Source organism: Chryseobacterium sp. FR054, assembly GCF_056844565.1.
This window is the reverse complement of record NZ_JBXDSA010000008.1, coordinates 102,188-116,002: the sequence shown is the minus strand read 5'-3', so window position 1 is coordinate 116,002 and position 13,815 is coordinate 102,188. Positions and strand designations below refer to the sequence as shown.

Below are 13,815 nucleotides of genomic sequence, written 5' to 3'. Positions count from 1 at the left end.
AGATGTCTTTGCTTAATTATAGAGTATTATTAATGTCTTCTGCGCTTACTGAGCAACTCTCGTTTTCAGTGGGGCAAAGATAACAACTTATTATAACGCAAAACAAGTTGAGTTAACATAAAATTTATACTAATGATGCATTGTGGATAACTATAACATGTAATGATCTTATTTTATGCACTTTACAGAACATCCGGAGTTATCCACAATGAAAGGGTTGATCATCAGCTCAGGTTATGAACAGGTTGATAAAGAGCCGGCGGGATGAAAATACACTGAGGATATGCCTGGGGTTTGATGGAAAATAAGATAGGAATGGATGGCGGGATCGGGAAAATTATTGATGGATTTTTATTAAGCGTAAAGCCATACAAAGATGAATAACAGCGTATGTGTTTTTAAGGTAAACAAAGACGTAAACTTTAGCAGGGTAAGACAAGGGGGTGTTTTCTACATCAGTCTATGCGGAAGATTTTTAATGCGGGGGGGTTACGGAGGCAGGATGAAGGGAGGAATATTTTTTAAATGGGTTAAAGCACGTTATCTATTGAATAAAGGAGGGAGAATATTCAATATTGATTAAGGATAATATTCTATGAATGTTCTTTGGTGCTCATATTATATATATAAGGTATAGGCTATGAAGCAGAATTTTTATGTCTGTGTGAAACGACTTTATGATAAGAAGGCTGGAGGATAGGTTTTGCTGCTATTGAAAAATAATTGAGAAAAGAGGTGCAGGCAGACTGATTATGATACAATATACCCTACCCTAGCCCCGATCGCAGCGGTTACCCCGCAGCCGGAACCGGAAAAGCAAAAGGAATGAAGGGGCAAAGCATGGCGTGAGGAGTAAGAGCGGAGAGCGGGAAAAAGCTCCTGATGAACTCAATTATTCAGAAACGGAGCAATCAGGGATCAAAGTCTTCAGAAAAACCGCCTGAGTAATGCTTTATATATATAGTACCCCAAAAGACAACCTATGGTATCGGCTACGATATCGAGGGTTTCCATAGATCTGCCCAGCCCCATTTCTTCCTGAAGGATCTCGGTAAGAAAGGCATAGATCAGCATGATCTGAATGTAGTAGGAAAATTTTATACGGGGAAAGGTGGCTATGAAACAAAAGCCCAGCGCTCCAAATATACTCAGGTGCAGAACTTTATCAATACCATTGAACATGAACCAGTATTCCTGGTTCTCCTGTCCGGGTTTGAGAAGCATATAAGTAAGAAATGCCCAATAAATGGGCAATATCTTACTAAATATTTTCGAAATTTTATCCAATGACAGCCTGGTATTCTTCTGCAGAAAGCAATTCAGACTGATCTGCTCCATCAGCAATTTCCAATTTGATGATCCATCCGTTTCCATAAGGATCAGAATTCAACAGTTCAGGCTGATCTTCAAGGTCTGAATTGAACTCAATCACTTTTCCTGCAATAGGCAAGAATAGATCTGAAACCGTTTTTACCGCTTCTACACTTCCGAAAACTGCTCCTCCTTCAAGATCGTCATCTACTGTATCTACATCTACATACACGATATCGCCAAGCTCTCCCTGTGCAAAATCTGTAATACCAATCGTAGCAACATTTCCTTCAATCCTGATCCATTCGTGATCTTTAGTGTACTTTAATTCTGATGGTGTGTTCATTTTTTAATTTTTATTTTGTACAAATGTATTCAAAATTATACTAGCTTCAAATATCCGGTATAAAAAATGTCCTTCAAAATTGAAGGACATCTGAGCTTAATTGATTTTCTTTCTAAAAACCGCCTGAATCGCCAAACGTAAACGTTGCGGAGAGTCCGGCTCTTATGGTAGACAGCGGGAACGCTGTTGAGATCTTATACTTTGAGGTCATCTGTTCGTAGAAGACTCTCAGGTTCAGGTTTTCAGAAACATTATAGTCTGCGGAAAGCTTGATATTCATGAGTTTTTGCCCTCCTGTTACCTGTGAGTCGTTCAGCAGGATATTCATAATGGAGGTTTTACTGTCCCTTAACGAGATATCACCCCTGATATTAAGGTCAGCACCTTTTCCTCTGCTTCCTCTGGTATTGGCCATTCCTAATCTGAAGTTTTTCACGATATAGCCAAGTCTTACGACATATTCCGTATTGGAGTCTTCAGTAAGGGTATGGTTTACCAGCCCCAGCGATAACATTCTGTTTTTGTTATACTGGATACCAAACTGCATATTATTTCTCATGGTAACATCTATTCCGATAAGCGGAGAGAATGATTCTACATAACCCACCTGTGAGAATGTAAACGGATTGATATAATCACGGTTCACATCAAATACTGCATTCGGATCGGTAAGTCTTGCAGTCAGGCTGTTAAAATAATCAATACTCGACTGAACTCCTGCCGCAGTATAGGTTGCCGTATAGCCGTGCTGTATATCAAACTTGGAAAACTGCCCGTTAATGATCGGAATATTTCTCAACCCTGAATAGGTCAGTCTCCAGTTTGGAATAGGAAGTCCTGCTTTTTTGGCATTTCCTATCTGTTTTACAGATTTTCCTTCAACAGCCGCTCTGAATGCCGGTATCAGCACATAAGCATTGGCGATACTGTATCCTTCCGCAAAGCCATCTGTTAATACGGCATCAGGACCACCCAGCTGCTGAGAAAGTTCTCTTGCATTTTCCCTGATCGCCTGATAAATAGCTTCACTCTGCTTGAATGAGGTTTTAAGAAGAACTACGGAATTAGAATAAGTCACCAGATCATTGGCAAATACATAATCATGATTTCTTGTTGCCAGATTATTCCTGTTATTGAATCCCGACTGGGAGAAATTTCTGTTATAATTATGCAATGCACTCAGATCTATTCTGAAATCATTGATCGGTACAATCTGTAAATTGGCTCTCAGTTCCCGGGTTGACATTCTTATATAAGGATCCGTCATGTAAGGAGAATCACTTACCCAACCATTCTCAAGAACTGTTCTTCTGATATCAGCCTGAGATCCCAATAGGAATCCAATACTTGGACCTCCAAGCGTTTGCCCGTAACCGTACCAGTTCGGCGCAGAAAGTAAGCCGGGAAGTACTGTTCCGTTATTTTCGGAATAATTAATATCCAGCTGTTTGAAAGAGGTCAGGAAGAATGCTGCACTCTGAAGAGGGGTCAGCTTATTCTTGAACTTATAGCTTTTATACCTGAACCTCTTTTTCTCCCACTGCTGGGTATACACGTTATTCAGGGAGTCGATCTCCTGCTTACGTTTCTGAAGTTTTGTATTGATATTTTTAAAATACTTGAACTGGCTGAAGAATTTCGGAATATCCGCAGTTGCTGTCGCCTGGATTACATTGGTATTCTGCCCTACCGATCCAAGACTTCCTTCAGGACTGGCAAGAAGTGCAGTAGACCTTGCATTCCAGTTATAGGTAAACCCATACCCCAGTTCCGCATTGATGAAATCAAGATACGGAAGATACTGGAACGGAAGTTTATAGTTCAGCTGTACCCTGTGGTTGTACAATACCGGTCTTCCTGCTCTGAATACATTTCCAAAGATGGATTTATCATCCATCGTATTCACATCAATATGATCGTTAAGAGTTCTTGTAGCGGAATTGATTTCCAGTTTCAACGATTTTGTGAAGTTGAATCCTAATCCGTACTGCCATCCAAAATAGAAGTTCCTGTTTTTGATCGCATCGAAGCTGCTTCCTGTATTACCGCTTAAGATTGCTTCAACATTTCTGAACTCCAGTTCGTTATAATTTCTGTCAATTTCCGTTCTGAAAGACAATCTTGTAGGTATTGGATTGAAGTTAAATTCTTTAGCCCATCTCAGGTATTTGGTTGATTTTGCCGTGTCGCTGATCATCTTATTGAAAGGTTTGATCACCCACGGTTTGAAGGTATAATTATAATCAACATATCCTCTCAGATACTGTCTGTAATTTCTGGATGTGTAAATATCCCTGAAATAATCATCGTTATATACGGCAGTTACAGAAACGTTTTCAATATCATAGAATTTCGGTTTCTTATTCGGGTTCATTCTTTCTTTATGCATATTCACCACCCCGATACTTCTCTGCTGCGTATAGGTTCTCGCTACTTTTTTCAGCTGCTCTTTATTGGCTGCCTTATTAAACGCTACATCGGTATCCAGAGGGTTATACTTAGGATCTTCAATAGTTTGTGAATAGGAGTAGTTTAAAGGAATCTTCATTCCGCTCTTCTCCGGAAGGAACTTATCTACATTAATTGCCGTATTGATACTGAAAGCCGATTGGGTAGACTGGGTTCTCTCCGCCGGTTTAGAATCGATATTTCCGAATCCAACCGAAGTATAAGAGGCACTGGTATTCACCGTTGCAAAGTCTCCAAGATTAAAGTTTAAGCTGGCATTTCCTGCATATCCGCCGTCATTTTCGATTTCAGAAAGACGGATTTCGTTAACCCACAGAACTCTCGTAATTGCAGTACCTCCTCTATCTCCTGCATTTCTTATCCCTATCATTATGGTGGTAATATTTCCTAAACTCGGACGCCCTTTGATATAAATTTTCTTAAACTCATCACCAAATGAAGGATCCAATATTCTGTCAATAATATTATTTGGCGAACTTTTATCTCTCCGAATTTTAGCATCAACAAAATTTTGTATTTCAAAATCTACATCATTTTCAAACGGCCAGATATCCATAGGTGCAGTTGCCGTCTTATCCGTTAATTTCAATGCTGCTTCATATTCATAGTAGTTATCCGTAGCATCACTACCAAAACGGATAAAGAATCTGGTTTTGGGATCTATCTGTCCGTTATTACTTCCTCCATTAGGGGAAGGATCATGAGCGTGTACAAAAAGTTTCAGTTTCTTGTATCTTCTCATATCCAGGGATGTATTTTTGAAAACCCCTCTGGCTTCATTACTTGCAAGCTGATCTGTTTTCAGATATAAAGATGCTTCATTTTGTCGCTGAGCTCCTGCATTTCCGCTTAATACCTGTCTGTCGATTCCAGGAGGCAATACATAAGGAGGTTGGTTTAATGCATTTTCCTCAATATTTACACTTCCTACATCAAAGCTGTTTGTGTTAACATCCATACTGCCTTCATTCGTTCCAGGATCAGGTACAGGAACAGGGCTAGTACTGGTTTCATCTACAAATTTTGCAATATTTCTAGGATACTTTCTCCAGTCTGATCTTACCAGATCCATTGTACCAAACCTTAAAGTAGAGGTCTGTTCAAATCCGGCCAGCATTAATCTGGCAAACCTTACATTGTTAAGCACTGATGGATCTTTTGCACCTTCAGCATTTGTTTCAGCATATTTAGAAACCGGGATTCTGAAAAGGTACCATTTTACATCTGAAGATTGCCCGTTCTGGAAGGTAGCTTTTACTGTTTTAACGTCTACGATATTGTTTTCTCCCAATGCAAGACTGGCCTGATCAAGTTTTACAACATACTCATTATAGCTTTCGGTCTGGTCCAGATTATAATCTTTGTTGATGTCTTCTGCATCCGGTGTCTGTGAAGCTACTTCCAGTGAATTGGCCTGAGAGTTTCCTTCCGGATTTCTGAAGTATTTATATCGCTGAACAACAGAGGCAGCCTGGCTTCCTGTGAATTTTTCAGACATATAGAATACAAAGTCATCTACCGCAGGATCTACCAGATTGGTTACCGGGTTTATGAAAGTATTTCCGAATTTTGAAGATTCCTGTTCTGAGCTTAAACCGTCATACCCAAGATCCTGTGCTCTCCTGTCGTCTCCTTCGCTGGAGAATGCATAAAGGATAGGTGGCTGTTTAGGCTGAATTCCCCAATTGGATGTAGTGGTTGTAGAAGGAGCCCCCGCTGTCGGAAGACCGTTCTCATACTGCATTTTTCCATCTTTCAGAATATCTTCGGAAACGTTTCCTAAGTGAAGTAAAAGCCTTGGCGGATTGGCTGGAGACGATCCTAAGGTATTTCCATCGGCATATGGATCCATCATCCAGAATTCCACATATTCTATATTGGAGGTGATAAAGTTCGGCACACTGATCGGTCTCATAATCCCTGCCCATCTGCTGGCCGGAGCTTCTGCATTAGGGTTCACGTTATACGGACCTTTTTCCTGCGGGAAGTAAGAAATATCCAGGGTATTGGTGAAGGTCTGCTCTCCGGCCACAAAATCCCTGTTATTATAAATTTCAGAATACTGAACCCTTCTGGATGCGTGGTTGGACATGGACTGTGCCGTGATCCCCGCCGGAGCCCTTCCTCCTACTCCCCAGAACCTCGGATCGATATTATACCAGGATAAGAGTCCTCTGCCGTACCCGGCAGATATATCATCACTGGCCGGAACCCCGTTAAAAGGAGGCAGTAAATTTTTCTCCGGCTTAGAGGCAAGGCTCCATGCTCCGGGTTCTTTTAAAGATATTTTGGAGGTAGTCTGTTCAAAATCGTCGATATACGACTGGTCGTTCGTTCCTTTATTTAATCCCGGAAGCAAATAGGCGGCTTCCATTTTGAAGTTAAGATTGGATGGGGCTTCGGTATTTACCAATGGGATCTTATCCGTTAATCTTGTAAGGAAAGGTACCTGATTGTTATACATCATATTGATACCTGCCATTGTATTATTAACAGCCTCCTGCCCGTAGTTGACCTTCTGGGTAAGCGGAGATTCCGAATAATTGACAATCGTTCCACCCAGGATGAAATTCTCACTGAATCTTCTTTCTAAATTTAATCCCAAAAATCTTTTTCTCTGGGTATTAAAGGTAAGCTGGTTTTCTAATGAAATATTGATTGCCTGCCCGGACTGTTTCACATTTTCATTAATGATAGTTACGGTACCGAGCATATAGTCTACGGTGTAATCTACCCCTTCTGTAAGCTGTACTCCGTTGGCAGAAACTTTTACAGATCCCTGTGGAACATTTACTGCTCCAAGAGAGATTCCCTGCCCCTGGGTTCCTTTATAACGACCTTCCATAGTATAACGCTGTGCAAGATTACTTGCAGTGGCAGTCTGTTTCTGCTGCTTATACAGATCTGTGAAAACAAATTGCGGATCATTTCCGACCTGGCTCTGCATGAAACTTCCGAAAGGCTGTACTTTGGTAAAGATAATTCTTCCGTTTTCAGGTCTGATGGTAATTCCGCTGACAAAGTCAAAAATACCGTCTCCCAAAACTCCGCCGCTGTTCTGAAGGTCACCATTCATATTGAGGCGATCCCAGTTTAGCAACTTTAACAAGTTTTTGTCTGCTACCGGTGTTCCCGGAAGGTAATTTACTTTACCTCCGGTTTTTGGATCTCTGTATAAAACGTTAAGAATAAATCCATCCTGTGCCACCTGTCCTGCATCAAGTGAATAAATATTCTTCATCATCAGGTCCCACATTGGAGAATTTACATTCACCCTGTTATTTACTCTCAGTACTTTAGTTACCAGAACGGGACTTTCTTCTGAAAATTCCCCTACTTTATATACTTTATTAGAACCGTCTGTATAGGAATAGGAAACCGCTAAAAGCTGGTTGTCATTTAGTTTCTGGTTTAATGAAATGTATCCCAGCTGAGGCTGCAGTGTATATTCGTTGGAATTAAGTCTTCTCGCTTTGGTATTGAAGATAAAATGTTCGCCATTGTCGTAAGCTTCTGTACTTCCCGGAAAAACCTGTCCCTGAAAGGTGGGAGCATAATTTTTCCCGGGATCTCTTGGAGTTCCGATGGCTGTGTTAATGTTTGTATACAATCCGTTTTGAGAATTGTCCGGTAAGCCTGGTCCATCTCCAAGATCCCTGATCCCAATGATACTTTTCTGATATGCCAGATTGCTGTTCCCCTGGTCAAGTACCCAGACCTCAAGTCTGGTAATATTCACCGTGGAATTGATCTGCGGATAGTTCATCAGGGCATCATCGTAACGGTTTAAGAAATAGTGTCCGAGGAAAAAGTGCTGGTTGTCTTCATAATCAATGGCATTGACTTTAAAGTTATTCATGACGCCACCACCCTGTACAACAATATTTCTGGCTTCTCCCTGCTGTTGGGAAAGCACAAGTGTTCCATAGGTTTTCCCAAGCTGGAACTCAGTTTTCATCCCGAAAAGAGACTGGGATCCTCTGATAAGACTTGTTGAAAGCGGCATGTTTACGTTACCGAATTCTACTCTTTTGATGATCTTATCTTCCCCTCCCGCACTTGGCTTGTCAACATCTCCCAGGCCTTTGGTCTGCAAATCTTTCCAGTTTCCTTTTGCCTGCCAGACAAGATTCATTCTGTTCTCGAATGCAAAACCGCTCTGGGTATCGTAATTGGCCTTCAGCTGAAGATTTTCTCCAACTTTCCCCAATAATCCGAGCTGTATTCTCTGATCAATATCAAAGGTAAAACTTGTCCTGTTCTGCGGTAAAATCAAAGGGTTGTCTATTTTCTGGTAGAGTCCTGCAAAATCCAGAGAAGCGTATCCCGAAGGAATGATTTCAATCTTATTGCTTCCGAAAATAGTTTCAAAGAGCTTATTATTAATCAGCAGGGATGGAATGAGCCCTTTTCTTCGGGCATCAGTCCTGTCTTTGCGGAAAAGCAGGTTGTATTTATCCGATTTCTCCTTGTAATAAGCCCTAGTCTGGGTTGCCATCATAAATTCTTTATACTCTTCCGGGGACATGGCTGTGGGAGGACCGGTGATTATATTTCCGATTTTCGGATATATGAAATACATCCCTGTTTTTATATCGTAATAGGCTTCATACCTTGTAGGATCGGCCAGCTGATACTCCTTTTTTATAATTGCTGTATCCCGTACCTGCTGCGCAAAGCCACTTACTGACATGCACAGGAACGACAGGAACAAAAATATCTTAAGACGCTTGTTATTAGTCACCAAATGTTAAATGTTTTTTAAAATTTGTTTTACCAGTTCTTCCACAGAAACCTCCGGATTCTGCTTCAGGATTCTGTCTGCAATTTTTTCACTCATCCGCTTAGGAATCCCTAAAACTTCTAATGCAGATAACGATTCTTCCTTGATTTTATTATCTGCAGGAGCAGAAATGTTTTCTTCCGGAAGGCTGAATTTCTGGACTTTATCTTTAAGATCCACAATGATTCTCTCTGCTGTTTTGGCACCAATCCCTTTTGCTTTCTGGATCAGTGCACTGTTGCGGGAAAGGATGGCAGAGGCAATCTCTCCCAGACTTAAAGTAGAAAGCAGGATAAGTGCTGAAACAGCTCCTACTCCGTTAACGCTTATTAACAGGTTGAACATCTCTTTTTCTGAACGTGTGTTAAAACCAAAGAGAAGATGTGCATCTTCCCGGATGATCTGCTGGGTAAATAAGAAAGCCGGCTGATTCAGGGCCAGAGCCTGGGAGGTCATTAAACTGATACCGACATAGTAACCAACTCCCTGTACATTGATCACTGCGTAGGTAGGCGTAAGTTCTTGAACGCTGCCTTGTAAAGAAAATATCATTATTAATTTTTAAAACTCCCAAATATAGCAATTTAAACTAATTAATATTTTTATTTCCAGTACGAATGAGTTTTAACTTAAATTTTGACTCCCTGTTCAATGAATTCACGGAAAGACAAAAAAACCCATCCGAGCGGACAGGTCTTTATACTATAAATAAAATACTTAAACTGATTAAAGATTTAGTATATGTCAAGGCACATACTTCTGTAACATGCTCCGTTTACGCAGGTTGGTGTACAGCCTTCCAGACATAACTGCCCCTGAGACGGAAGACAGTAATAAGCTCCATCCGGAGACTGAAGAGGTTTATCTCTTACTCCTCCGCCACCGATCTGTTTTAAATTTTCTCTTGAAAGTTTTTTGATGTTTTTCATGGTATTTTTTTTTAGTTCATGTAAATGTATTTATTTTTTTCATTAAATAAACGTATTTTATATAAAAAATATTAAACAAAAATAAACATCTATTGATTTTATTCAAAACCCAGCAATTGCATCTTTGATTAAGTCTGTTGTTCTTTTTCAAAGATAATTTAACTGTATTATTGTAATTCAAAATCAGCTAACAGCTTTTTAATCTTAACTTTATCTGCCCACGTTCTTTCAGCAATAAAAAAGCAGCACACCGGATTGGCTGTACTGCTTTTTATATTCTAAAGACGTATCTCTGTTATTTTTTGTTTTCTCTTCTTTGGGCATCCAGTACCGCAATCGTTGCCAGATTTACGATTTCATCTACACTGGAACGCATCTGAAGCACATGTACCGGTTGTTTTAATCCCATCAGGATTGGGCCGATCACCTGTGCCACTTTCATTCCTCTGATGATCTTATAAGACAGGTTCGCACTTTCAAGGTTCGGGAAAATAAATGTATTGGCCGGAGTTGTTTCTAATTTTGAGAACGGATAATCGCTCAAATGATCTGCATTCATAGCGAAATCAGGCTGAATTTCACCGTCTACGATCATTTTAGGATATTTTTCATGCAGAATGCTTACTGCTTTGGCAACTTTTTTAGAAGTATCCGAGATGGCTGCAAAGTTTTCGAAACCAAGCATTGCAATTCTAGGCTCAATAGCAAAAGATTTCACGGTAATTTCTGCCATTTTAGCAATATTCACCAGATCTTCAGCAGTAGGATTCTGGTTAATGGAAGTATCTGCGAAGAAAATAGGTTTCTTTTCAGACAGGATCATCATCATTGCGGCTACTTTATCTACTCCTTTGTCTTTTTCAATTACTTCTAAAACAGGGCGAAGCACTGAGGTATAGTTTTTAGAGAACCCTACAATAAGTCCGTCCGTATCTCCGTGTCTCAGCATCAGAGGTCCGAAATAGTCTCTCTGACGTACGTATCTTTTTGCCTTGTACTCGTTCATTCCTTTTCTCTGGCGAAGTTTCCAAAGTGTTTCTCTGTATTTTTTTCTGTTTTCCTTCTGATCGTCATCACTTGGATCAATGATCGGCACATCGAGATTGATTCCGTAACGTACCATCTGCTCCTGGATATATTTTTTATCTCCCAACAGGCTCGGGAAGGCAATTCCTTCTTCGTAAAGGATCTGGGCTGCTTTCAGAACGTTGTATTCTTCAGCATTTCCCAGTGTAATTCTTTTCGGATTGGATCTTGCACGGCTCTGCATCATTCTTACCAGCTTCTCGTCACGTCCCATTCTGTCCAGCAGCTGGTTTTCATATTCTTCGAAATCCGTGATTATTTTCCCGGCAACTCCGCTTTCGATCGCCGCTTTCGCCACGGCACTTGAAACTTTGGTAATCAACCTGTTATCAAAAGGCTTAGGAATGAAATATTCTCTTCCAAACTGCAGATTCTGTACATTATAAGCTAATATTACAGCCTCAGGAACGGGTTCTTTTGCCAGATCTGCAATAGCATGTACAGCTGCCAGCTTCATTTCTTCGTTGATTCCTTTTGCCTGCACATCCAATGCTCCACGGAAAATATAAGGGAATCCCAGTACATTATTTACCTGGTTAGGATAGTCGCTTCTTCCTGTTGCCATGATTACATCCTTACGGGTTTCCACAGCCAGGTCATAAGCAATCTCAGGATCCGGGTTGGCCAAAGCAAAAACAATAGGATTTTCGTTCATGCTCTTCAGCATTTCCGGAGTCATTACATTTCCTTTGGATAAACCGATGAAAATATCCGATCCTTTTACGGCATCTTCCAGGGTTTCAATATCGGTATGAGCGATGAAGTCTAATTTTTCAGGGGTAAGGTTTTCTCTTTTATGATTGATTACTCCTTTGCTGTCGCACATCAGGACGTTTTCTTTTTTCAGTCCCAGCGCAATGTAAAGTTTAGTACAGGCAATAGCGGCAGCTCCTGCTCCGTTTACGACCATCTTTACTTCGGCAATATCTTTATTGGCAATCTGAAGTGAATTAATTAATGCGGCAGCAGAAATAATTGCTGTTCCGTGCTGATCATCGTGCATCAAAGGAATATCCAGCTCTTCTTTGAGTCTCTGTTCGATATAGAATGCTTCAGGAGCTTTAATATCTTCAAGATTAATTCCTCCGAACGTAGGAGCAATTCCTTTTACTATCTGAATGAACTTATCCGGATCTTTTTCATTGATCTCAATATCAAATACATTAATGTCTGCAAAGATCTTGAAAAGAAGTCCTTTCCCTTCCATGACCGGCTTTGAGGCTTCTGCCCCGATATCACCCAATCCGAGAACAGCAGTTCCGTTTGAAATTACGGCAACAAGGTTTCCTTTTCCTGTATAATCGTAAACAGTTTCCGGTTTATCGTGGATCTCCATACATGGAACAGCCACTCCCGGTGAATAAGCCAGGGAAAGATCTCTCTGGGAGGAATGCGGCTTTGAAGGAATTACTTCAATCTTTCCTTTAGGTTCTGTTTTATGATAATCTAACGCGGCCTGATTAAAGTTCTTTTCGTCGCGATGGGTTTTACTTGACATAGAATTTTGTTTTTTATTAAAGTATATATTTAATATGGTAGTCTACTAAACTTTCAATAGGTTTCTGTACGACATGGCCCACATTTAAATGAAGTTCTGCCGCAACAGAACGTAGAATATTTTCGTAATAATAGGCAATGGAACCGATAAAATTGATCTCGGCATCTTTTGCTTCGGCATAAGGAATAACCTGGTATTCGAAAAAATTCTTCATTTCTTCGAAAACCATTTCCTTAAGATAAGGATGATCTTTTCGTTCGATCACAAATTTGTTGAAGTCTGCCAGATAGGCATTAGGCCTGGGGCTGTGATACATCTTTTTCAGAGCTTCTTCTACTGTAAGCTGATAGGTCTGTTCAAATTCGGAATGAAGATCTGCGGGAAGTTTTTTCATGAAGTATCTGCGCACCAGCTGTTTTCCGATTGCGCTTCCGCTTCCTTCATCTCCTATAAGGAAACCGAGGGAAGGCAGTTCTATCTTCAGGTTTTCACCATCAAAATAACATGAATTTGATCCTGTCCCCAGAATACATACCACAGCCGGCTTTCCGCTGTACGCGGCATAAGCTGCGGCCATAAGATCTTCCTTTACCACCATTTCAGCTCTGGTAAAGACTCTTTTAAGCTCTTCTTCTATTGTTTCGCAGTTCTTTTTCACACCACATCCTGATCCATAGAAGAAGATCTTGGTAACAGAGTTTTTGATTAATGTAAGGTTGCTGTTTTTTTCTATTTCGGGAACAATAAGTTCTCTGCTGATAAAGTTCGGATTGAAGCCGATTGTTTCTGTTTTTAGAAAAACTTTTTTGAAATCATCCAGAATCACCCAGTCCGACTTAGTAGAACCACTGTCAACGATAGCAACCATATTTTACATTTTAGTTTAAGGGTGCTAAAATATGAATTTATCTTTAATTAGCGTTTAAAAACACACTGGAAGCTGTTTAAAATCACTAATGTTTTATATCAGTTTTTTCGTTGTTAAACCGGATCAGCCAGTCTTCAATTTCATCTTCCAGATAAGAGGTCTGAAGAACCATGGCATTGATAAAATCATCAGGCACAGGTTCTCCGGTAGAGTTTTCAAGATTCCAGAGTTCATCTGCCATATTTTCATATTCGGAATACACTCGTTTGAAGCGGGAATTTTCTCTTTCAAGAGCTTCAATATTTTTTTGCTGAAGCTGGAATTTTCTGTATTTGTTTTGACGTTTCATACAAATATTATTATTAATTGAGGGTCATAAAAAATGGGGAAGTATGCTTTCAATCACGCATTACAAGATAGAAAAAACCATCAACACAAGAAGTTGAAAATGAATTTATTATCAGGTTATAATTACATCATTCAGAGGAATAAATTTAGAAATAATTTTGATTCAAAAAAATTTTT

Annotated in this window: 8 protein-coding genes; all 8 read right to left on the bottom strand. The window is 40.0% G+C overall.

The window, feature by feature from the left end; translation table 11 throughout:
- Positions 1-927: 927 nt before the first annotated feature.
- A complete protein-coding gene (locus tag AC106S_RS23435; protein ID WP_482442352.1) occupies positions 928-1,254 on the bottom strand; it encodes a VanZ family protein in 327 nt (108 codons plus the stop codon).
- Positions 1,255-1,279: 25 nt separating this feature from the next.
- Positions 1,280-1,657 (bottom strand): glycine cleavage system protein GcvH, encoded by a 378-nt coding sequence (gene gcvH / locus AC106S_RS23430; protein ID WP_482442350.1) that lies wholly within the window; start codon positions 1,655-1,657, stop codon positions 1,280-1,282.
- A gap of 112 nt (positions 1,658-1,769) precedes the next feature.
- Positions 1,770-8,819, bottom strand: coding sequence for a T9SS outer membrane translocon Sov/SprA (gene sov / locus AC106S_RS23425; protein ID WP_482442357.1), 7,050 nt, complete (start codon positions 8,817-8,819; stop codon positions 1,770-1,772).
- 57 nt (positions 8,820-8,876) lie between these two features.
- Positions 8,877-9,461 carry a Holliday junction branch migration protein RuvA gene (gene ruvA, locus AC106S_RS23420; RefSeq protein ID WP_062701760.1) on the bottom strand — a complete coding sequence of 195 codons (585 nt, stop codon included), beginning with the start codon at positions 9,459-9,461 and terminating at the stop codon, positions 8,877-8,879.
- A gap of 182 nt (positions 9,462-9,643) precedes the next feature.
- The gene (locus tag AC106S_RS23415; RefSeq protein ID WP_482442348.1) at positions 9,644-9,838 is read right to left on the bottom strand and encodes a bacteriocin-like protein; all 195 of its coding nucleotides are present in this window, start codon (positions 9,836-9,838) and stop codon (positions 9,644-9,646) included.
- A 295-nt stretch (positions 9,839-10,133) separates the two neighbouring features.
- Positions 10,134-12,422, bottom strand: a complete 2,289-nt coding sequence (locus AC106S_RS23410; protein ID WP_482442347.1) for an NADP-dependent malic enzyme — start codon at positions 12,420-12,422, stop codon at positions 10,134-10,136.
- A 16-nt stretch (positions 12,423-12,438) separates the two neighbouring features.
- Positions 12,439-13,290 carry a BadF/BadG/BcrA/BcrD ATPase family protein gene (locus AC106S_RS23405; RefSeq protein WP_482442345.1) on the bottom strand — a complete coding sequence of 284 codons (852 nt, stop codon included), beginning with the start codon at positions 13,288-13,290 and terminating at the stop codon, positions 12,439-12,441.
- Between the two features lie 85 nt (positions 13,291-13,375).
- The gene (locus tag AC106S_RS23400) at positions 13,376-13,639 is read right to left on the bottom strand and encodes a hypothetical protein (protein WP_482442344.1); all 264 of its coding nucleotides are present in this window, start codon (positions 13,637-13,639) and stop codon (positions 13,376-13,378) included.
- Positions 13,640-13,815: the final 176 nt, after the last annotated feature.

Bases quoted from the DNA above. Each gene is read 5' to 3' on its own strand.
- AC106S_RS23405 (WP_482442345.1), bottom strand. From the start codon at position 13,290: ATGGTTGCTATCGTTGACAGTGGTTCTACTAAGTCGGACTGGGTGATT.
- sov (WP_482442357.1), bottom strand. From the start codon at position 8,819: ATGTCAGTAAGTGGCTTTGCGCAGCAGGTACGGGATACAGCAATTATA.
- AC106S_RS23415 (WP_482442348.1), bottom strand. From the start codon at position 9,838: ATGAAAAACATCAAAAAACTTTCAAGAGAAAATTTAAAACAGATCGGT.
- gcvH (WP_482442350.1), bottom strand. From the start codon at position 1,657: ATGAACACACCATCAGAATTAAAGTACACTAAAGATCACGAATGGATC.
- ruvA (WP_062701760.1), bottom strand. From the start codon at position 9,461: ATGATATTTTCTTTACAAGGCAGCGTTCAAGAACTTACGCCTACCTAC.
- AC106S_RS23400 (WP_482442344.1), bottom strand. From the start codon at position 13,639: ATGAAACGTCAAAACAAATACAGAAAATTCCAGCTTCAGCAAAAAAAT.
- AC106S_RS23410 (WP_482442347.1), bottom strand. From the start codon at position 12,422: ATGTCAAGTAAAACCCATCGCGACGAAAAGAACTTTAATCAGGCCGCG.